The sequence below is a fragment of the Arsenicibacter rosenii genome, from assembly GCF_001870735.1.
In the GTDB taxonomy this organism is placed as follows: Bacteria; Bacteroidota; Bacteroidia; order Cytophagales; family Spirosomataceae; genus Arsenicibacter; species Arsenicibacter rosenii.
This window is the reverse complement of sequence record NZ_MORL01000019.1, coordinates 21,941-42,363: the sequence shown is the minus strand read 5'-3', so window position 1 is coordinate 42,363 and position 20,423 is coordinate 21,941. Positions and strand designations below refer to the sequence as shown.

Sequence of the window (20,423 nt, the reverse complement as noted above, 5' to 3'; positions counted from 1 at the left end):
GAGGTATGCAACTCCACGTGAAAGTAAAGCCAGGGAGCAAGATGGATGCCTTATTTTATGATGAGGCAGGGTTGTTGAACGTAAAAATCAAAGCTCCCGCTCAGGACGGGAAAGCCAACACCTATCTGACGGCTTTTCTGGCAAAACAGTTCGGTATTCCAAAGTCAGGGGTCACGATTCTTTCGGGTTTTACCAGCCAGCATAAGCGGCTTGAGATTGAGGCCGGTGAGGCCACGATCCGCGACATGCTGGACTCCCTGAAAAAATAAACTCCCTGAGGCAGGGAGTTTGTCGGAAGGCACTTTTATTCCGCTTCAGCAGAGGCTTCAACCGCTTTCGGATAGGGTTCCTGCGATTTAGGCCGGATATAATGCCGGAAGAAACTGCTGATTTTCATTTGTACCACGCCGAAGACCGCTTCCTTAAAAATACGGGTCGACATTTTAGAGACGCCTTTAGTCCGGTCGGTGAAGATAATCGGTACCTCAACAATCTGAAAACCATATTTCCAGCAGGTAAATTTCATCTCGATCTGGAAGGCATACCCCACGAAGTGAATCCGGTCCTGCAATAAAACCTCCAGCACCCGCCGCCGGTAACAGATAAACCCGGCAGTCGGATCCATCACCGATAAGCCGGTAATAAACCGCACGTATACCCCGGCAAAATAAGACATCAGTACCCGTCCCATCGGCCAGTTTACCACATTAACGCCTTTGATGTACCGGGAGCCCACCGCCACATCGGCTTCCTGATCGCGGCAGGTATAGTATAAACGCACCAGATCTTCCGGATTGTGCGAAAAATCGGCGTCCATCTCAAAAAAGTATTCGTAGCCATACGGCATTGCCCACCGGAATCCGTCCAGATAAGCGGTTCCCAGCCCCAGTTTGCCTTTCCGTTCCAGCAAATGCAGCCGGCCGGAAAACTCAACCTGAAGCCGGCGCACTACCTGAGCCGTACCATCGGGCGACCCATCGTCGACAATCAGCACGTCAAATGGCTCCGAAAGGCTGAATACTTTCCGGATAATGGCTTCAATATTTTCTATCTCGTTATAGGTCGGAATAACTACCAGGCAATTCTTCACAATCAGGTTCGCGCGCGTTAACGGTGCCGCTAATTTTAGAACAACAATTTTGCAAAGTTCGTACAAATCTGTTGTTAAAAAATCTAAATCTACGGTTTCCTGCCTACAATCATGGCGCGTCCGGGAAGTGTCCGGTACCAGACCTCCCGATGGTGCTTTAGTCCCGCGGCTCGATGCCAGGTCTTTATTTCGGCCAGACTATAATTCCCGGCAGCACTCGTGAGCCCGTAAAACAGATCGGTGCTGCTGCCGACAAGCTCCGGTTTGGCACCCGTACCCGGCCGTATAAACTCATTGATGATGTAGACACCGCCAGGCTTCAGGGCCGCCGAAACACGCTGTGCCACGGCCTGATTCTGTTCCGGCGTAAAATGGTGGGCAAGGCTCGACATCAGCACAATATCATACTGTTCCAGTCCGAAATCATCGGTTAATGCATTACCCGCCTGGTGCTGCACACGGTCGCCCATATCCGATTTTGCCAGATAGGGAGCCGCCTGCGCAATCGCTTCGGGAAGATCAAGAATGGTAGCGGTGAGGGCGGGCAACCGTTTACATAAGGCCACGGCATGTTGTCCGTGTGCTCCGCCAATGTCCAGCATGCGGGTAGCGTTTTTGGGTACCGGTGCGCGCCGGCCAAACTCTTTGGCTTCCGTTCCCGTGGCCGAACTCATGGCATGCTGGTAGTAGCCCCACTCCTCTGTATTAAGTTTGCTGTGGTAATCGATTCCTTCACCGGTTTGCAGGTAATTACCCAACTGCTCAAGCCAGGGCCACACCACACGATTGTTGTACAGCATCATACCAACAACTGATTCAGGGCTTTCCCTCAGCACCCATCGCCGGGCCGAATCCGTGATGGTAAAGGTTTCCTGCCGGAAGGTAAAATAGCCCAGGGCGGTGAGCAGGCCCATCAGTTCGCGCGTCGGTTTCGGCTGCAGGCCACAGACTGACGCAATGGCCTCAACCGTCTGATGTCCGTGATCAACCGCTTCGAACACGCCCTTGTCGGCCGCCTCCAGCACGGCTTTGCTGATGACGGGCATAATCTGGGCGTGCAACAACGGCCACGGCACCATATTAATTTTCAGGGCCAGCCATTCGAGCGGGTTGTCAGGGGTGATGCTTAGCTGCATAAGGTTGTTTGCGAAACGTCTATGGTCGTAAGCACATTCCGGCAAAAAATGTTTCCTTGATCTTTCTGTAGGACAGAATGGTGTTCCGTTTTACATTTACCCCGCCCAGTTCTCCCGATCCAGGCTCCGGTACTGAATCGCTTCGGCCAGGTGCTCAATCCGGATTTCTTCGGTACCGGCGAGGTCGGCGATGGTGCGTGCTACCTTTAGAATGCGGTCATAAGCACGCGCCGACAGGCCGAGGCGCTCCATCGCCGTTTTCAGGAGTACCTTTCCGGCCTGATTAATTTCACAAACGTCTTTTACCATCTGCGACGGCATCATGGCATTGGAATAAATGCCGTCTTTTTCCTCAAACCGTTTTGTCTGAATGTCCCGTGCCTTTATCACCCGCTCCCGGATCGTTTCGGAACTCTCGGCCGGCCGGTTGGCCGTCATCTGGTCAAACGAGACCGGAGTGACCTCCACATGCAGGTCAATCCGGTCGAGCAGCGGCCCGCTGACTTTGTTCAGATACCGCTGTACAACGCCCGGACCACACACGCATTCTTTTTCGGGGTGGTTGTAATAGCCACACGGGCAAGGATTCATGCTGGAAATCAGCATAAAATTTGCAGGAAACTCAACAGCCCATTTTGCCCGCGAAATGCTTACCTTACGTTCTTCCAGCGGCTGCCGCATCACTTCCAGGGCCGACCGCTTAAATTCCGGCAATTCGTCCAGAAACAGGACGCCGTTATGGGCCAGTGAGATCTCACCCGGTTGCGGAAAGCTCCCGCCACCGACCAGTGCGGCATCCGAAATCGTGTGGTGCGGACTGCGGTACGGGCGTTTTGACAATAATTGCGCCTGTTTACCCAGCTTCCCGGCCACCGAATGAATCTTGGTTGTTTCCAGGGCTTCTGCCAGCGTCAACGGCGGCAATATTGACGGTAGCCGCTTGGCCAGCATGGTTTTGCCCGCGCCCGGAGGCCCGATCATAATCACATTGTGCCCTCCGGCGGCAGCAATCTCCATCGCCCGCTTGATGTTTTCCTGCCCCTGCACGTGCGAGAAGTCAGCCTCATAATCGTTCTGGCTGTTGAAAAACAAATCGCGTGTATCGACCACGAGGGGTTCAATATCTTTTTTGCCTTCAAAAAAGGCTACCGCATCCTGAATGGTCCCGACCGGAATCACATCCAGATTATTGACAATGGCCGCTTCGCCGGCATTTTCAACCGGCAGCACAAAGCCCTTAAATTTCTGTTTACGTGCCTCAATGGCAATCGGTAACACGCCTTTTATAGGGCGCAGCTGCCCGTCGAGTGAGAGTTCGCCCATAATGACGTATTCACTCAGATTCCGCTGAAAAGTCGTCTGCTCCGACGCTTCCAGCACCCCAAGCGCAATGGGCAGGTCATAGGCAGATCCTTCCTTCCGGATATCGGCAGGTGCCAGGTTCACTACTACTTTTTGCCGTGGCATCCGGTAACCGGTATATTTCAGCGACGCCTCAACCCGCTGTTCACTTTCCTTCACCGCACTGTCGGGCAAGCCGACCATAAAGAAATGCAGGCCCTGTCCTGCCGAAACCTCTACTGTGATAATCGTTGCATTGACGCCGTAAACGGCCGCTCCAAACGTTTTTGCAAACATACAAGTTACTATTTGTACCGCCCCCGCCTTGTCTGAGACCCATCAGCTTCATCATCTGACACATCTTTAAACACCAGAGGCCTATATGACCAGAAAGGCGCCCCATCGAGCGCCTTTTACTTTTACTAACTCCGTGTTGGCACGACGTTGAGTCGTGCCAACACTACGAATACCTTCCAGAACATGGAGCCATCCATAACTCAGAACCGACGGAAGACTATTCCTTCCACCGCCACTCATTCGCAATCTGCAACGGCGTACGTAACCCCTGAGCAATGAGGTAATCACGGGTTTTGGTATCATCCAACCGTTTGGTGGGAATATCGTCGGCGTCAGCCAGCGCATAGAGCACCATCGACGTATAACGGACCGTATTGGTCATGTGGTCCTTATTCACCAGATTAATACGGTCGCAGTTAGCATGATAACAGTCCAGTACCTCTTTGGTCAGACTGCCGCTCATGCCAACCACCGGAATGCCTTCGATCATAAACGGCTGGTGGTCAGAATGTAATCCGGCCTGATTGGCAGATGTATTGGCAAAAGCCGGATCAACTTTCTGAATAACCTCCCCGATTGATTTAAAGAATGATACCATTTCTTCGCGACCAAAGGCATTGATTCCGCCGGGGTTGTTCGTCATGTCAAGGTTCATCATATACCGCACCTTGTCCATCTGACCGCTGTTTTTCAGGGCAGAAGCCATTGCTTTTGAACCCAGCAGCCCCTGCTCTTCGCCCATAAACATCACAAACTCGATGGTTCGCCGCGGCTTAATGTTCAGTGCCTTAAAGGTACGGGCAATATCCAGTACCGAAAACGACCCGATCCCGTTGTCGATGGCGCCCGTTGCCAGATCCCATGAGTCAAGATGGCCTCCGATAATAATCTTCTCATTCGGGAAATCGGTTCCGCGCAGGGTGGCGACCACGTTACGGGCGCGGATTTTCCGGCTTTTGTTGGTCATGTCGATTACCGCATGCAGCTTGTCTTCCTTTTCTTCCTCGATCCATTTCCGGAGTGCAACACCGCTTTCGTAGGAAATACAGACCGCCGGAATCGGAATCAGCTTCCCCGTTACGGATGCAGTACCGGTCAGGAGCACATCGCCCGGCACCAGATTGACCATAATCACCCCGACAGCACCATGCTGAATCGCCAGCGCCGTTTTTTCGGAGCGGTGCAGGTTACGGGCACCCTTAGCGCCGGCAAGCCCAATGTTGACAAGGGCAATTTTGCCTTTAATTTTGTCTTTAACGGCGCCAAAATCTCCCTCCAGGCCATTACCCACGTCGATGATCTCGCCACGGACATGCGCCGACACCGGCGAATGGGCCAGCGATACCACCTTCAGGTCACGGAAATTATCGCTTTTGTTGGGCACCACACTCAGCGTTACCGTATCCCGCATCCAGGATTCGACTTCGAACGGCTCATAACGAACCTCCTTAAAGCCATACGAACGGAGCAGGTCATAGGCATACGTCTCGGCTTTCGATCCGTTGGGGCTTCCCGTCAGGCGGTGGCCGATCTGCTGCGAGGCATCGGCCAGGGTAGTGTACGCCTTACCGTTTTTTAAAACCTCTTCGTTAATTTTGCCGAAAACTTTCTCAAGAGACGACCGACGATTGTTCGGGCCGGTGAAGGTAAATGCAGTAAGCATGCCTACTGCACTGATTAACAAAACAGTGGTCAACCGCGATTTACGGTAAAAGTACAGGTGCATAGAGTAGTAAAGCGTGAAATTCTCTTAAAAGTACAAAAAAACCATTTTTTCCGCTAAGACATTTTTTGCCTGGAAATTGTTACATACCGTATATCCTCCGTGCATACGATAGGTATATCCCGCGATATTGACCAAAAAACGAATTACTCCTTTAATTTAAACATTTTCATTTTACTGTCCGGCGACTGTTCGCTTATTTTACAGTATGAAACAATCATTTAAAGCACATCCGTGGCATGGAATCCCTATCGGGGACCAGGCTCCCGCCCTCGTAACAGCATTTATTGAAATCGTCCCCACTGATACGGTTAAGTACGAAATCGATAAGGCAACCGGTTACCTCAAAATTGACCGGCCGCAACAGTTTTCAAACATCATTCCTGCCCTGTACGGTTTCATTCCGCAAACATATTGTGGTGATAATATTGCCAAATTTGCCAGTGAGCAAGCCGGTTTTACCGTTGAAAAAGGCGACGGTGACCCAATCGATATCTGTGTACTGACCGAGCGTGAAATTACACACGGCAACATCATGTTACAGGCGATTCCGATCGGTGGTTTCCGGATGATCGACAAGGGCGAAGCCGACGACAAAATCATTGCTGTTCTGAAAGGTGATGCGATGTATGGCCAGTACCGCGAACTGAGCGACATGCCCGAAGCGGTTCTGAAGCGCCTTCAGCACTATTTCCTGACCTATAAAAACCTGCCGGGCGAGAAGTCAATGACACAGATCGCTAATGTATATGGACGCGAAGAAGCGCAGGAAGTCATCCGGATGTCGATGGAAGATTACGCGATTCTTTACGCTTAAACACTTTGTCCCTGACCCAGCGAAAGACTTCCGGATAGATGGTCGTTCCGTATGAGTAGTACGTACCATCATAATTCTGCTTAATATCGGTTTGTACGAGGGTGTAGCGGTAACCAAACTGACCACTGAGGCCAATGTAACGGGTTGCCCGCCACTCAACGTACAGACCGAGTTGAACAGGCAGAAAAATATCTCTTCCCAAACCGCCGGTCCGCTCACCGGTCTGCACTTTCTTCCGGAAAATATTCGACACGCCGCCGCCGATTTCACTCGGTACGGCCACCAGAAAACGCCGGTTATTCACGATGTTATACTGGTACATGAAACTCCCGAAGTAGATCTGATTACCAGTATACTGCGGTAATTTGCCGATAATGGCCGTAATCCGGGCCTTTTCCAGCAACTGCCGGTAAGATTCGGGCTGCAGGAAATAACACCCGAACGTAATCCGGTGCCGTTTTCCGTAGGCAAACCCCAGATTCCCACCCCAGATATTAACCGGTTTGTCGGCAATGAATGAATTCCGGGTATCCAGGCTGATAACAAAACGGGGACGTAACTTACCGGATGCGCGCAGACTATCCCCTCCTTTCCAGCGGGGTGTCTGTATCTCCACACTCGGAACCTGTGCATAGGCAGCCTGCAAACTGCCCAGACTTATGCATATGATCCAAACCCAATGACGCATTCAGTACTGATTATGACCAAGGCTTATTTGTTACTTTTTCTCCAACAGTGTTCTGCAACACTCTGTTCAGCCCTAACGTAAAAATTAATAGTTTCCTTATCTAACCACTTATCCTTTAAAGCAAACACTCAACACTTTTCTAAGCATAATGTGTCTTTTTACGTTTTATTTTTGTTATTGCTAAAGACTAACTTTTTAGTGTTTTAAATCATACATGCGACAGTTCCTGAAATATGTGCTGGCAACCATCGTCGGCCTTTTCCTTTTTTCATTTGTCGGGTTCCTGCTTCTGATCGGAATCAGCGCCGCATTCTCTTCGGCAGCTGACAAGCAGACCGAAGTAGCCGGTAATTCCGTTTTAAAATTAAATCTCAATGGCAATATTGAAGAACAGGGTGTTGATAACCCGTTCAACGGTGTCGGCCCGTTTAATGCGGAGGCGGATGTAATCGGGGTCATTGATCTGAAAGATGCCCTTAAAAACGCCAAAGCCGATCCGGCCATTAAAGGCGTTTACCTCCAGGCCGAATACCCACAGGGTGGCTGGGCTTCGCTTGAAGAAATCCGTAATGCCCTGATTGACTTCAAAAAATCAAAGAAATTTGTCTATGCCTACGGTGAGGTTATGACCGAAAAGGGGTATTACCTGGCTTCGGTAGCGGATAAAATCTACGTGAATCCGGCCGGTAGTATCGAATGGAACGGCCTGAACGCTGAACTGACGTTCTTTAAAGGTACGCTCGATAAACTGGGCATCAAACCGGAAATTTTCCGGGTCGGTGAGTTTAAGAGTGCCGTTGAGCCGTTCATCCTCGACAAAATGAGTGCGCCGAACCGCTTACAGGTTTCGTCCTTTCTGAATTCAGTTAACAGCTATTTTGTCGGAAACGTGGCGCAAAGCCGTGGCCTCACGGTGGCAGCCCTGAAAAATCTGGCCGATAGCCTGAAGGTTGAAACCCCGGCCGACGCACTGAAAGCCAAAATGATTACCGACGTGGCCTACCACGATCAGGTTGAGACCGATATCCGTAAACAACTGGGCATCGACGAAAAAAAGAAAATCAGCTACGTGACGCTGAGCAAATACAGCAAGGCCGAAAAGCACGTAAAAGAAGGTGATATCAACCAGCGGATCGCGGTTATTGTCGCTTCGGGCGACATCGTCAGCGGGAAGGCAGAGGACAGAAACATTGGTTCGGAAAGCTTTAACAGTGAGCTGCGCAAAGCCCGGCTCGACGACAAGGTGAAAGCCGTTGTGATCCGGATTAATTCGCCGGGCGGTAGTGCGCTGGCCTCAGATGTAATGTGGCGGGAAATCCAGCTGACCAAAAAAGTGAAGCCGGTTATTGCGTCTATGTCTGACTATGCTGCGTCGGGTGGTTATTACATGGCCATGGGTTGTGATAAAATCGTAGCCGAACCCAATACCATCACCGGGTCAATCGGCGTTTTCTCGCTGCTGTTTAACACCGAAACGTTCTTTAAGGATAAGCTGGGCATTACCTACGACCGCGTAAACACCAACGCCAATTCAGACTTTCCGGCCGTGACCCACGAAATGACACCGTTCCAGAAAAAAACCATGCAACAGAGCACCGAGCGGATCTACGCGGCCTTCACCCAAAAAGTGGCCGAGGGCCGTAAATTGCCGGTTGACAGCGTGCGGAAGATCGCGTCCGGCCGCGTCTGGACCGGTATTCAGGCTAAAGCCAACGGACTGGTCGACCAACTGGGCGGGCTGGACGATGCCGTTAAACTGGCCGCCAAATCGGCGAAGCTCGGAGACGGTGATTACCGCGTTAAGTATATGCCGCGGAAAAAAGACTTCTTCGAACAGTTGTTCAGTTCATTCAGCGACGACGAAGAAACAAAGCTCCGAGCGCAGCTCGGCGAACTGGCCCCTTACGTGTCGTACCTGAAAAAACTGAAAACCATGCAGGGTATTCAGGCCCGGATGCCATTCGAACTGAAAATAGACTAATTTTCTTATTCTTATAGTGGTAGTGCAAAATGGCCGGTTTACGAACTGGCCATTTTTGTTTACTTTTCCGGCATGATGCCGTCGCAGCCCCTCCACTTTGATGTTTTTGCGCTGATCATTCTGCTGGGAATGGTGCAGGGTGTTCTGCTGGGAATTTTCTTTCTGACAGGTAGCCGCCGCTTCGATGCCGGTAACCGCTGTCTGGGCTGGATGATGCTGGCCGTTGCCAGCATGACGACGGAAATCTTTCTGAACTACACCAATTACATGTTCCGGATGCTGACGCTCGTTGATTTTTCGGAACCAGCCAACTTTCTGCCCGGCCCCCTGTTTTTTCTGTTCGTGTATACCCGTACACACCTGACATTGCCTAAACGCTGGTGGCTGCACTTCGTTCCGGCGGGCATCTGGCTGCTGAATGCAGTGACCTGGCTTTACCAGCCCACCGTGTTTAAATACAACTCCTACCTTAACTCCCACCATCCCGAACTGCCGTTTGTTGAGCCCTGCCCCCATTATTTGCCGGAAGACTTCACTGGCTTACGCCCTTACGTCACCGAGCTGACCTTATTAAGCCTGGTTATCTACGTGATCTGGTCATTTATCATCATCGGGCAAACATTCCGGAAACTGGGCGGGCGTTTTTTCAGCAGCCAGCCTGCTTACTTGGCCCGCATCCGTAACCTTACCATTGGCATCAGCCTGTTACCCATCCTTATTGTAGTCGTCAAACCCAATTATCACCATGATGTCGGCGACTATATGCTGGCCTGTTACATCACCATCACGATCTACCTTACTACGATCATGGTCATGAGCGGTTCCAGTTTTTTCCGGCCCGAAGCCCTGCCTGTGCCGGCCGGGGAGAATGCGTTACCCGGAGAGCCGAAAAAAAAATACGGTAAATCGGCCCTGTCTGAAGAAGTGGAGGACACCCTGCTCAACCGGCTGACCCAACTGCTGACTACCGAACAACCGTACCTCGACAGCGACCTGACCCTGCCGAAACTGGCGCAACGGCTGAATACCTCACCCCACCACCTGTCGCAGGTACTTAACAACCGGCTTCAGCAAAGTTTTTTCGATATGCTGGCGCAGTACCGTGTGCAGGAAGCGCAACGCCTCCTGCAGGACCCTGCCAATGGTCATCTGAAAATCGACGAAATTGCGGAGCGGGTCGGCTAGAATTCTCCCTCGGCCTTTCATACAGCATTTAAGCGGCTGGCAGGGCAAACACCGGCCCAATACCGGGCCTCGCAGACGACCTCAGGCTCCTGATAGATGCCCACGGAGTGCTTACCAATCGGGATGAACTTCTTGATCGCCGGGAAATAGTGGTTTCAGGCCGGTGAGGCGGCAATTTTGGGGTATCTAATGCGTATAACAACAAATGCCATGATGCCCGATCAGACTGCTAATTCAACCACAATGATGCCTGCTCAACCACTGGCTTCGCGCCGCTATGACCTCGACTGGCTTCGTGTTTTTGCCATCATGATCTTACTCTTTTACCATACCGGTATGATCTATGTCAGCTGGGGCTGGCACATCCAGAGCCAGGAAACCAGTATCGTTTTTGAAACGGTCATGCGGTGGCTCCATCGCTGGCGGATGCCGCTGCTCTTTTTTATCTCGGGAGCCGGTACCTTTTTTGCGCTCAGAAAGCGGAGTTACGGGGCCTACGCCTCGGAACGGTTCAAGCGGTTGTTTGTGCCGCTCATATTCGGGATGTTTGTAATCGTGCCGCCGCAGATTTACCTCGAATGGCTGTTCCGGGGCCGTTTCTCGGGCTCCTATGCGGAGTTTTATCCCAACGTATTTCGCTTTCAGCCGTATCACGACGGCGGCACCGGCGGAGCCTTCAGCTGGCATCACCTCTGGTTTATCTGCTACCTGTTTCTGTATTCACTACTCAGCATTCCTTTTTTCATGTTTATCAGATCGGCCGGAGGCCAGCGGTTTGTGGATCGTATCGAACGGCTCACCGCGCGTAAAGGCGGCGCACTCTGGCTGGGTCTGCTGATCTTTATCAGCCAGCTGATGACCCGCCCCTTTTATCCCGACGAAACCCATGCGCTGCTCAACGACTGGGCTTATTTTGTCGAAAATCTGCTGCTGTTCTGGCTGGGGTATATACTGGTTAGCCGCCCTGTTTTCTGGCAGCAACTCGCGGATCAGGGCCGTATTTTTCTGGTGGCCACCCTCTTTTTTACCGCGATTATGTACGCCATGCCCCCCCTTTTCAGCTTCGATCGTATTGAGAATGAGCTACCGCTTGATGTTACTTACTTTTTCAACAACCTGATGCTGATGTGGGCATCGGTGCTGCTCTCTGTCGGGTATAGTTATCGCTATGTAAACCGGAACCACCGGCTGTTGCCCTACCTCAACGAAGCGGTTTATCCCTTTTACATCCTGCACCAGACCGTTATTGTTATGATCGGATATTGGGTATTGACACAAAACTTTGGTGTATACGGCGGCTTTTTATTTACAAGCCTAGCGACACTACTGGTTTGTGCTGGTCTTTACTGGTTTCTGATCCGTCCCTTCCGGCTTACCCGCTTTTTATTTGGCATGAAATCCTGATCTCTTAAAAAAGTACAGGTAACCTGAATGTGAGATTATGTAACGTAAAATAAATATTTTGTAAATTGTCCGTTCATTATGAACGCTCTGTATGATTCGTTTACTTCATCTCACAATTTTATTCTGTCTTCCGCTTTCCCTTTTTGCCCAAATCAACAAACGACCGCTGACGCATGCCGACTATGATCGCTGGCAAAGTGCACGGTCAGAAAAGATTGCAGACAACGGCCAATGGATCAGTTACCAGGTCGATGTTCAGGAAGGCGACGGCACGCTGTATGTTCGCCAGAGCAACCGCAGCTCAGCAGCCAATCTACCGCAGGAATTTACCTTTCCGCGCGGGTATCAGGCTCAGTTTACCGCCGACAGTAAGTTTCTGGTGGCCAAGCTGAAAGCGCCTTATGCCGACACGCGTAAGGCCAAACTGAAAAAGAAGAAACCAGACGAAATGCCGAAAGACAGTTTGCTGGTTCTGAACCTGTCAACGGGTCAGGTAACGCGCTTCCCGAACGCCAAATCGTTTGTCATCGGCAAAAACGGCGGCAACTGGCTGGCCTTTTTGCAGGAGCGCAAGGAGGCCGGTGCTTCCGGGCTGACCGCCGAGGCCCGGTCTGCGCCCACACGACGCCGAAACGATACCGATCTTGACGACGATCTGTCGGCAGAGGCCGACACAACGGCTCCGGCTCCGAAAACAGCCGCCCCGCGCTCACAGTCGGCAACCACGCGTGCCGCTGCCGCCAAAAAACCGAAAGGCGATGATTTGCTGATCGTCAACATGGCTGATGGTTCCAAACAGATGATCCGGTACGTCAGCAGCGTAGTGGCTTCCGATAATGGCCGGTCTATTTTCTTTAGCCGCGAATCGCACGTTGACTCCCTGAAAGCCGGGCAGAATCCGGTACCCGGTGTGTATTTGTTCGATACCCGTAGCCGGCAGATAGCCACCGTTGATACCAGCTCAAAACGCAAAATCTATAAGGGACTGGCCGTTGACACCACCGGCACCCATCTGGCCTGGATTGCTTCGGCCGACTCAGCCAATGCTGAAGTAAAGGTCTTTACGCTGTTTTACAAAAACATACAGCCGCTTACGGGAGCCGTTGCCGGTGGCAAAAAAGCAAAAATGACCAGTGTCGCGCCGGCAGTCTGGACCATTGCCGACACAACGACCAAAGCCTTGCCTAAAGGCTGGTCTATCAACGAATTTACGACACCGCGCTTCTCGAAAGACGGCAAACGCCTCTATTTTGCGACAGCACCGATTCCGCAGAAGGCAATCAAGGATACCCTGACGCCCGACGACGAAAAGGTTAAAATGGACATCTGGAGCTGGACTGACAGCCGGTTACAGCCGATGCAGCAAAAACGGTTGAAAGAAGAAAAAGAGCGTGGTTTCCTGACGGTCTGTGACCTGACCACCAACCTGCCCGCTACGGCTACCGCCCGGCCAGGCAATGTAGTAATGCTGGCCAGCCGCGAGGTGCCAAATGTACGACCTGACTACAGCAGAAACCCGCGGTATTTACTGGGTTCCAGCGACCTGCCGTATCAGGTAATCAGCTCATGGGACCCCGGCCATACGGATCTGTACCTGATTGATACCCAGACCGGCGACAAAAAGAAAATTGCGAACGACCTTATGGCGTCGGAAGTGCAGCTCTCGCCGGGCAACAAATATGCCTACTGGTTTGATGAGCGCGATTCGCTGTGGCGGGCGTATTCCATTGCCGACAGTAAACTGATCGACCTGACCAAAGGGCTGCCAGGCAAGTTTTTCGACGAAGAGCACGATACCCCGAACCTGCCGGGCAGCTACGGGGCCGCTGGCTGGACAACCAACGACAAGTACTTCTGGTTATACGACCGCTACGATATCTGGCAGCTTGACCCCACCGGCCGCGAAAAGCCGCTGAACCTGACCATGGGCTGGGGCCGCCAGAATAAGGTGCGTCTGCGCCGCGCCGATCTGCAGGAAAGCGAAGAACGTTTTGAGAACGAACCGATCAATGCGGCCGAATCGCTCTACCTGACCGGAATCTGGGAAAGTGATAAGCATACCGGTATTCTGAAAGCCATGCCGGCGAAAAATAACGAACGGCAAATCAGCATCCTGACGCAGAGCAACCACCGGTATTTCGGCTTGTCTAAGGCGAAAAACGCGCCGGTTGTCACGTACTATAAAGGCAACTTCCAGGAGCCGATCAACCTCTACCAAACCGATACCACGCTGGCCTCGCCGGTGAAACTGACCAAAGTTAACCCGCAGCAGGACAGCATCCGCTGGGGCAGTGTGGAACTGGTAAACTGGATGGGTACCAACGGCGTGAAGCTGGAAGGGCTGCTCTACAAACCGGAAGGCTTCGATCCGAAGAAAAAATACCCGATGCTGGTGTACTTCTACGAACGCAACAGCGAAACCCTGAACGACTACAAGGCTCCGTCGCCGAGCCGCTCGACGATTAACATCGCTTATTGTGTATCCAACGGGTACCTGGTATTCGTACCGGACATCGTGTACACAACCGGTCAGCCGGGACCGAATGCCTACGATTGTATTGTGCCGGGTGTACTGAGCCTGATCGACAAGGGATTTGTAAACCGCGACCGTATTGGTATTCAGGGACAAAGCTGGGGTGGTTACCAGACGGCTTACCTCATTACCCGCACGAACCTGTTCCGTGCGGCAGGTGCGGGCGCACCGGTAGCCAACATGACCAGTGCCTACGGCGGTATCCGCTGGGGAACGGGCATGAGCCGGATGTTCCAGTACGAAAAAACACAAAGCCGGATTGGCGGTACGCTCTGGGATAAGCCCCTGAACTACATCGAAAACTCGCCGTTATTCTTTGCTAACCGCGTGGAAACGCCGCTGTTTATGACACACAACGATGCCGACGGTGCCGTACCGTGGTATCAGGGCATTGAGTTCTTCACAGCCCTGCGCCGGTTGAACAAGCCGGTCTGGATGCTGGTCTATAACGGAGAAGACCATAACCTCGTGCAGCGCCATAATGCTAAAGACCTGAGCGTACGGATGTATCAGTTCTTCGATTACTACCTGAAAGATGCGCCGATGCCCCGCTGGATGAGCGAAGGGCGGTCGGCCGCCGAGAAAGACCGCGGCGAGATGAAATACTAAGTGTCTGCATCAAAACGCCCCGTCAGTTGGATCTGACGGGGCGTTTTGATGCGTTAACCGGTAAGTTTAATACCCTGCTATCTCTTAATACTTCATTTCTTCCAGTTCATGAACAGGCCTTTCCAAAAGTTCACCGGAATTGTCGTCAAAGTCGGACTTCGCATGTTTTATTAGCTCTTCTTTACTAGCATAAACACGAATGCGGTCGATTTTGCTACGCTGCTCTTTTGGTACATAAGTGTGAAGCATATCAATAAACACATCCGCTTTATCGAAACTATCCATTCCTTTCAGGGAAGGGGTGCTAACCCCTAATATAAAAGCATTATTTATCATTCCTCCATACGCAGGCGCCAGCAAAAATGCATCAACTTTAATGTGTTTATTATTGTACAGCTTTAAAAACATTTGTTTTAAAGCCTCTACCAGTGTGTCTGTATCCATTGGTAAAAAACGTTTATGGCATCAAGAAACTGTCTGCATTTTTCTTCACTGATGAATCGTTCGTATCTCCGTTCTTCACTCCATGCCGACACCCTGTTCCAGGCTTTCTGAAGATCTATATTACCATTGTTTATGTCTTCCTGATGTTGCTTTCTTAAGCCCGCAAACACAAGAAGCGTGGTTAACTTATGGATTTTAAATGGCTTCGAAATATCATCTCTGACATCATTACTATCGAACATTTCGACATTAAGCCGTGTACATATGGCTACTTTCAGAGCCATTTCAGCACAATAACCAGCAATATAGTAAGCACCATAAAACTTGCCGGTCTTGTAAAGAATTTCGGCCTCTTCAAGTCGATCGGCGGCAAGAAGCCTGCAATCTGCTACGGTAGGCATCGCTAACTACTAACGAAGATAATATAAGTTCTGCCTTCTTATTACACAATTACAAGCCTATTTGTCACCAGAAACCTTCATTGAATAAAAATATTTTCATATTTATTCAATAAGAAAAAAGAGCTTATCTATTGCGTAACCAACACGCGGTCACCATGGCTGGGTGGTACGGAAATAACCAGAAAAACCACCTCCTGATCAGCTTCATTCCGGACCTGATGAGCCTCGCCTGCCATGACCTGTAACCCTTCCCGGGCACTGAGCCGGTAGAGCCGGGAACCGACCTCAATGGTCAGCTCACCGTCGAGCACGTAAAAAAACTGAACCGTGTGTTGGTGATAATGCCAGACCTCGGCCCGGCCCGGTGGCACCCGCTCCTGAATAACACTTACGGCCGGGTTACTCATCAAATGCCAGCCGTCGCAGTCACCACCCCAGACATAATGCGGGGCATTCTGTATCGATATTGGGTTCATGAGGGAGTAGTAATCGTTAACTGAAACAGATCATCACGGGTGTAATGGCCGATTACGTCGAAATCGAGCTTACTCTTAATGACTTCATCCAGATCAAGGTCGGCAACCAGAACCCCTTCCTGATCCCAAAGCGGTCCGGCCAATATCTCGCCCTGCGGCGATACGATAACGCTTCCACCCCGGCAAATAATGTCTTCCGTGCTGTCGGCAATGCCTTCCCGATAAGCCGCCGGATAGTCTTCCACCCGGAAAAACTGGTTGCACCCCAGCACATAACAGCGTCCTTCGCAGGCAATGTGCTGCATGGTGGCCGTCCAGGTCGGGCGGGAGTCGGCGGTTGGGGCAATATAAATTTCTACACCTTGCCGGTACATCGCCATGCGGGCCAGCGGCATGTAGTTTTCCCAGCAGATCAGGCCCCCGAGTGTACCGATTTCGGTCATGAATGCCTTCAGACTATCGGCTCCGCCTTCGGCCCAGACCAGCCGTTCGACGCCGGTCGGTTTTATTTTCCGGTGTTTCCCTAACAACCCTTCCGATGGCGACACATAGACGGAGGTACAGTACAGGCTGCCATTGACCGGGTCCCGCTCGGTAATACCGACGACCAGCCAAACCCCGTACCGGCCCGCAATTTTTTCCAGCCGGGCAAGGTCTTCGCCACCCGCTTCCATACTCTGCTGCCAGTAGGTTTTATACAAGTCACGGCCTGTATCCGTCCGCCGGCCAATGGTTGCGCCAAACGTAAAACCGCGCGGATAACCGGGAATAAACGATTCAGGAAACACGACCAGCCGGACGCCTTGCCCTGCCTGTTCAGCAACCAGGCTTTCTAGTTTCTGTAGTGTTTTTTCACGGTCAAAAAATACAGGAGTAGCCTGAATTACAGCAACTTTTATAGACATACGATCTTTATTCAGGAGTATGAACCAACAATTAGCCTACGACCGGGCGGCCTGGAAGTGGCGACCGGCCGGTAATCACGTCACAGCTTGTAAAAATCAACAATTTTGGTACATCCGCCAAAGGAGTTTTTTTGTATAAATGTACCACATATAAATTTTCATTACCTTAGTAGCGAAGAAGGCATCAAGAACGCTTAGGTAAAAGTATTATGAGTGACAAACATGAATCGCCGTTGGATATCCTGCCTATCGTGTCAACCACAATGGCTGACCAGGTAGAAGAGCGACTGCGCGAATATATTACGAATAAAGCGTTTATACCAGGCGATGCGATTCCGAAAGAGCTTGAACTGGCAGAAGCACTGGGTGTGAGCCGGAATGTTGTGCGCGAAGCGCTGAGCAGGCTCCGCATGCTGGGGATGATTGAAACGAAAAAACGCCGTGGCATGGTACTGGCGCAACCCGATATCCTGAGCGGGATGGAGCGGATGCTGCACCCGCATATTCTGGGCATAGATACCCGTAAACAGATCTTTGAATTCCGGTTAGTGCTGGAAGTCGGTCAGGCCTCGCTGCTGTTTGCCCGGAAAACGGACGAAGGTATCCAGAAGCTGGAGGCTATCGTTCAGCGCGAAGCGCAGGTACAAACAACGAAGGAAAAGGTAGAATGTGAAATCGCGTTTCACTCCAGCCTGTATGAAATGGCCGGTAATGAAACCATCAAACGGTTTCAGGCCATGCTGATGCCCGTTTTTGAGTACGTCGTCGAGTATGAAACAGAGCATCAGTTCCATGCCGTCGGCTCGGTTACGCATCAGGACTTAGTTGATATTCTCAAAACCGGCACCGCTGCTGATTTTGCGAGCGGGATGCTCAAACACCTGGAACCCCATATCAGGCTGCTATCCTGATTATAGTTTACGAAAGCAGCCCTCCTGCCATACGCAAAACCGGTTTTCCGGGACTAGTCTCAGCCCCGGAAAACAGATGATCACTCCTTGAATCCATCAAGAGGCAGCTCCTTAAAGAAAATGCCTTCGTATGGCTTCTTCTGCCCCGCCTCATAAAAGCACGCCAGGGTGCCGTCAGGAGTTACGACCAGATTGGAATAGGCTGATGGCCCTTCATAGACAACCTGCTTCAGTTTCCAGGTTTTGCCCTGATCGTACGAAAGCCGGACGGTCATATTCACCCTCGCTTTCTGATTGGCCGGATTAGAAAAAGCCAGAAAGGGCTTCTTCCTTTTATAATTGTACGAGAGCAAACTCCCCTGACACACCGGCTCAATCAATGTAGTATCGCTCCGAAGCGCGGCCCACGATTGTCCCCCGTCGGTACTGGTCGACACCTGACGAACCCGGGTACTGGTATAATTCCGCATGTTCAGCATTAAGACCCCTTCAGGCAATTCCGCAATCGTACATTCGTTGACCTTATCGGTTGGCGTTGTGCCGCCTAACTGCCACGTTTTCCCGCCGTCGTCGGAGTGAATGCTGTGTGAGAAATACTTCTTCGTACCGGCTTCAATGTGATCACACGGAATGACTAACCGGCCTTTGTACCGTTTATGTTCCAGCTGGATCCCGTTGCAGGGGCCGGTCGCATACCAGGTCCAGCCGGGTTGTTTGACATCAGCGGTGATTTCACGCGCCGCCGACCAGCTGACACCGTCGTCAGCCGACGAGAGAACAAATACCCGGCGGGTATCCTTGCTGGTTCCTTCGATAATTTGCTTTTCGTGATCGCTGCCCAGATTCCAGGTCGTTACCAGTATGATGTTGCCGGTCTTTTTATCAACTACCGGCGCCGGGTTACCACATGTATTATCGGCATCATCCCAGACCACACGCATTTCCGACCACGTTTTACCGCCGTCCGACGAACGTTTCGACACAATATCAATATCACCGGCATCGCCGCAGCTATTCCGGCGTGCTTCGGCAAACGCCAGGAGCGTCCCTTTTTTAGTGGTGACGATGGCTGGTATACGAAAACAGGCATAGCCGCTGTCACCTGCCCTGAACAGGGCATTTCCTTCCTGAGCACAGGCGGCTATACTGACCAGACAGGCGGCCGCGATCCGAAACGCCTGCCAGAAGCGGAGAGGTCTTTGTGTGTGCTTACGGTTTACCGGTTCCATTTTATTCATCGTGAAAATCATCAGTTTGGGGTTTCAGGAAAATCAGTTGCAGGGCTACGGCTACGATAACCAGCACAACCAGCATGGCAAAGGCATCGCCTAAGCTGTTGCTATCGGAAAATTTACCTAATACGGTCGTAGCCACAGCCCCGGCAAATACACTTAACATATTCATCAGGCCGTAGGCGGTTGCCCGGTATCCGGCCGGTACGAACTGGCAGACAACCGGCATATTGTTGGCGTCGAACATTCCGAAACCAAAGCCAAAACAAACCGCTGCCAACACCGACTGCACCAGCGAATGCCCGTAGCCGACCAGCAGGAGGGCCGGAATGGTAAGCGACACACCGATTGCCCCCGTATACAAACGGGCGCGCAGGTTTTTCCGGCTCCACCGGTCCGATAGCCTTCCGCCAAACACAACCCCGATCAGGGCAGAAAACGAAATGGCAATTGTGGCGATGGGACCGGCTTTGGCCATCCCGATGCCGAGGTTTTCGGAGAACAAGGTTGGCAGCCAGTTTTTAACCGCCCATCCCGGAATACCCGGTAAAGTAAAATAGAGCAGGATAACCCAGAAAAAGGGATTTTTTAGCAGCAGGAATACGCCTTTGAATAACGGCGGCTTCGGCATACCTGATTGGTAATCAGCAGTATTTCTTTTTTTATCTTTCAGGAAAAGCAATAAGACGAGTGAATAGCCCATGCCGATGTATCCGAACAGGCTGAATGTAAACTGCCATGAAAACTGCTGCGCAATGGTTGCGCCAAAGCCGCCCAGGGCCTGCCCGATATAAATGCCCGTAACGTGTATAGCAATGGCCAGAGACCGGGTGCCCGAGGGGTGAAAATCGGCAATCATTGCCAGACTGGCCGGTATATACAATGCCTCGCTTACCCCCATCAGCGCCCGCAGGACGTATAACTGATCGAACGTGGTGGCATGACTCATGGCATAGGTAACCAGCGACCACACAAACAAACTACCCACAATCAGCCGTTTCCGGCTGAACTTATCGGCCACAATCCCGGCAACCGGACTCATTAACCCATAAATCCAGAGGAAAACGGCCATGAGCCGGCCAAAGTTGACCGCCGATTCTAATTCATGGATATCCAGCTGCATCCCCTCCCGCATCGTCGACAGCATTTGCCGGTCCAGGTAGTTGAGCATGGCTACCACCCAAAGTAAGCCCACCAGCACCCAGCGATATGTTTTTTCTGCCTGGTTATTCATCGATTACCCTGTTTTC

Annotated in this window: 18 protein-coding genes; 7 read left to right on the top strand and 11 right to left on the bottom strand. The window is 51.5% G+C overall.

Features of this window, described 5'->3' with window-relative positions; all coding sequences use genetic code 11:
• The first annotated feature begins 5 nt into the window (after positions 1 to 5).
• Complete coding sequence (locus BLX24_RS23340; RefSeq protein ID WP_071505629.1) at positions 6 to 269, top strand: DUF167 domain-containing protein; 264 nt, start codon at positions 6 to 8, stop codon at positions 267 to 269.
• A 35-nt stretch (positions 270 to 304) separates the two neighbouring features.
• Here BLX24_RS23340 and BLX24_RS23335 read toward each other — a convergent pair whose 3' ends face one another.
• The 4 genes from BLX24_RS23335 to BLX24_RS23320 all read right to left on the bottom strand — a co-directional run bounded on the left by BLX24_RS23335 (position 305) and on the right by BLX24_RS23320 (position 5,527).
• Positions 305 to 1,090 carry a polyprenol monophosphomannose synthase gene (locus BLX24_RS23335; RefSeq protein ID WP_071505683.1) on the bottom strand — a complete coding sequence of 262 codons (786 nt, stop codon included), beginning with the start codon at positions 1,088 to 1,090 and terminating at the stop codon, positions 305 to 307.
• 89 nt (positions 1,091 to 1,179) lie between these two features.
• The gene (locus BLX24_RS23330) at positions 1,180 to 2,226 is read right to left on the bottom strand and encodes a class I SAM-dependent methyltransferase (protein WP_071505628.1); all 1,047 of its coding nucleotides are present in this window, start codon (positions 2,224 to 2,226) and stop codon (positions 1,180 to 1,182) included.
• Between the two features lie 96 nt (positions 2,227 to 2,322).
• The gene (locus BLX24_RS23325; RefSeq protein ID WP_071505627.1) at positions 2,323 to 3,864 is read right to left on the bottom strand and encodes a YifB family Mg chelatase-like AAA ATPase; all 1,542 of its coding nucleotides are present in this window, start codon (positions 3,862 to 3,864) and stop codon (positions 2,323 to 2,325) included.
• Positions 3,865 to 4,081: 217 nt separating this feature from the next.
• Positions 4,082 to 5,527, bottom strand: coding sequence for a M20/M25/M40 family metallo-hydrolase (locus tag BLX24_RS23320; RefSeq protein WP_143092772.1), 1,446 nt, complete (start codon positions 5,525 to 5,527; stop codon positions 4,082 to 4,084).
• A gap of 268 nt (positions 5,528 to 5,795) precedes the next feature.
• On the opposite strand from BLX24_RS23320, the gene BLX24_RS23315 reads away from it, so the two are divergent.
• Positions 5,796 to 6,404: an inorganic pyrophosphatase gene (locus tag BLX24_RS23315; protein WP_071505625.1), complete on the top strand. Its 609-nt coding sequence runs from the start codon at positions 5,796 to 5,798 to the stop codon at positions 6,402 to 6,404.
• Here BLX24_RS23315 and BLX24_RS23310 read toward each other — a convergent pair.
• Complete coding sequence (locus BLX24_RS23310; protein ID WP_143092771.1) at positions 6,361 to 7,092, bottom strand: hypothetical protein; 732 nt, start codon at positions 7,090 to 7,092, stop codon at positions 6,361 to 6,363. The two genes, BLX24_RS23315 and BLX24_RS23310, sit on opposite strands and share 44 nt — an antisense overlap.
• Before the next feature lie 214 nt (positions 7,093 to 7,306).
• On the opposite strand from BLX24_RS23310, the gene sppA reads away from it, so the two are divergent.
• The 4 genes from sppA (at position 7,307) to BLX24_RS23290 (ending at position 14,804) form a co-directional block, all read left to right on the top strand.
• Entirely contained in the window at positions 7,307 to 9,073 is a 1,767-nt protein-coding gene (gene sppA / locus BLX24_RS23305; RefSeq protein WP_071505623.1) for a signal peptide peptidase SppA, read from the top strand.
• A 72-nt stretch (positions 9,074 to 9,145) separates the two neighbouring features.
• On the top strand, positions 9,146 to 10,258 hold the full coding sequence (locus BLX24_RS23300) for a helix-turn-helix domain-containing protein (protein ID WP_229201880.1): 1,113 nt from the start codon (positions 9,146 to 9,148) through the stop codon (positions 10,256 to 10,258).
• A 189-nt stretch (positions 10,259 to 10,447) separates the two neighbouring features.
• Positions 10,448 to 11,662, top strand: a complete 1,215-nt coding sequence (locus tag BLX24_RS23295) for an acyltransferase family protein (protein ID WP_229201879.1) — start codon at positions 10,448 to 10,450, stop codon at positions 11,660 to 11,662.
• A 91-nt stretch (positions 11,663 to 11,753) separates the two neighbouring features.
• Positions 11,754 to 14,804 carry an alpha/beta hydrolase family protein gene (locus tag BLX24_RS23290; protein ID WP_071505621.1) on the top strand — a complete coding sequence of 1,017 codons (3,051 nt, stop codon included), beginning with the start codon at positions 11,754 to 11,756 and terminating at the stop codon, positions 14,802 to 14,804.
• A gap of 84 nt (positions 14,805 to 14,888) precedes the next feature.
• Here the strand turns inward: BLX24_RS23290 and BLX24_RS23285 are convergent, their stop codons facing one another.
• The 4 genes from BLX24_RS23285 to BLX24_RS23270 all read right to left on the bottom strand — a co-directional run bounded on the left by BLX24_RS23285 (position 14,889) and on the right by BLX24_RS23270 (position 17,030).
• A complete protein-coding gene (locus BLX24_RS23285) occupies positions 14,889 to 15,248 on the bottom strand; it encodes a hypothetical protein (protein ID WP_071505620.1) in 360 nt (119 codons plus the stop codon).
• Positions 15,227 to 15,649, bottom strand: a complete 423-nt coding sequence (locus BLX24_RS23280; protein WP_071505619.1) for a HEPN domain-containing protein — start codon at positions 15,647 to 15,649, stop codon at positions 15,227 to 15,229. The genes BLX24_RS23285 and BLX24_RS23280 overlap by 22 nt, the downstream gene beginning before the upstream one ends.
• Before the next feature lie 128 nt (positions 15,650 to 15,777).
• On the bottom strand, positions 15,778 to 16,125 hold the full coding sequence (locus BLX24_RS23275) for a cupin domain-containing protein (RefSeq protein ID WP_071505618.1): 348 nt from the start codon (positions 16,123 to 16,125) through the stop codon (positions 15,778 to 15,780).
• Positions 16,122 to 17,030, bottom strand: a complete 909-nt coding sequence (locus BLX24_RS23270; protein ID WP_071505617.1) for a carbon-nitrogen hydrolase family protein — start codon at positions 17,028 to 17,030, stop codon at positions 16,122 to 16,124. Before BLX24_RS23270 ends, BLX24_RS23275 begins: the two co-directional genes overlap by 4 nt.
• 209 nt (positions 17,031 to 17,239) lie before the next feature.
• On the opposite strand from BLX24_RS23270, the gene BLX24_RS23265 reads away from it, so the two are divergent.
• A complete protein-coding gene (locus BLX24_RS23265) occupies positions 17,240 to 17,941 on the top strand; it encodes a FadR/GntR family transcriptional regulator (protein WP_071505616.1) in 702 nt (233 codons plus the stop codon).
• Between the two features lie 80 nt (positions 17,942 to 18,021).
• Here the strand turns inward: BLX24_RS23265 and BLX24_RS23260 are convergent, their stop codons facing one another.
• Positions 18,022 to 19,179: a sialidase family protein gene (locus BLX24_RS23260; RefSeq protein WP_177225902.1), complete on the bottom strand. Its 1,158-nt coding sequence runs from the start codon at positions 19,177 to 19,179 to the stop codon at positions 18,022 to 18,024.
• Positions 19,172 to 20,407, bottom strand: coding sequence for an MFS transporter (locus BLX24_RS23255; RefSeq protein WP_071505615.1), 1,236 nt, complete (start codon positions 20,405 to 20,407; stop codon positions 19,172 to 19,174). Before BLX24_RS23255 ends, BLX24_RS23260 begins: the two co-directional genes overlap by 8 nt.
• Between the last annotated feature and the right edge of the window lie 16 nt (positions 20,408 to 20,423).